Origin of the sequence: Capnocytophaga canis (assembly GCF_000827555.1) — a bacterium.
Classification (GTDB): domain Bacteria; phylum Bacteroidota; class Bacteroidia; order Flavobacteriales; family Flavobacteriaceae; genus Capnocytophaga; species Capnocytophaga canis.
In genome coordinates this window covers 1-243 of record NZ_CDOI01000081.1, presented here as the reverse complement: position 1 = coordinate 243, position 243 = coordinate 1, and the positions used below count along the sequence as shown (strand labels likewise).

The 243-nt window shown below is 38.3% G+C and carries 1 protein-coding gene; it reads right to left on the bottom strand.

From position 1 onward, the window contains the following. A partial coding sequence (locus CCAND38_RS02365) for a Uma2 family endonuclease (RefSeq protein WP_042343559.1) occupies positions 1 to 243 on the bottom strand: 243 nt, incomplete at both ends.

Below are 243 nucleotides of genomic sequence, written 5' to 3'. Positions count from 1 at the left end.
TCCGTTGGGTTTACAATCCAATATTCTTCCACACCCGATTCTTGGTAAAGCTCAAACTTGTTTTTCATTTCTTTTTTCGAATTTCCGGGCGAAAGAATTTCGATAATAAGGTCAGGAGCTCCAATACAGCCACGTTCATCCAATTTGCTTTCATCACAAATTACACATAAATCAGGTTGAACTACCGTGTGAATATTATCACCTTTTTCGTCCTTTTTAGGCAAACGTACATCAAACGGAGCT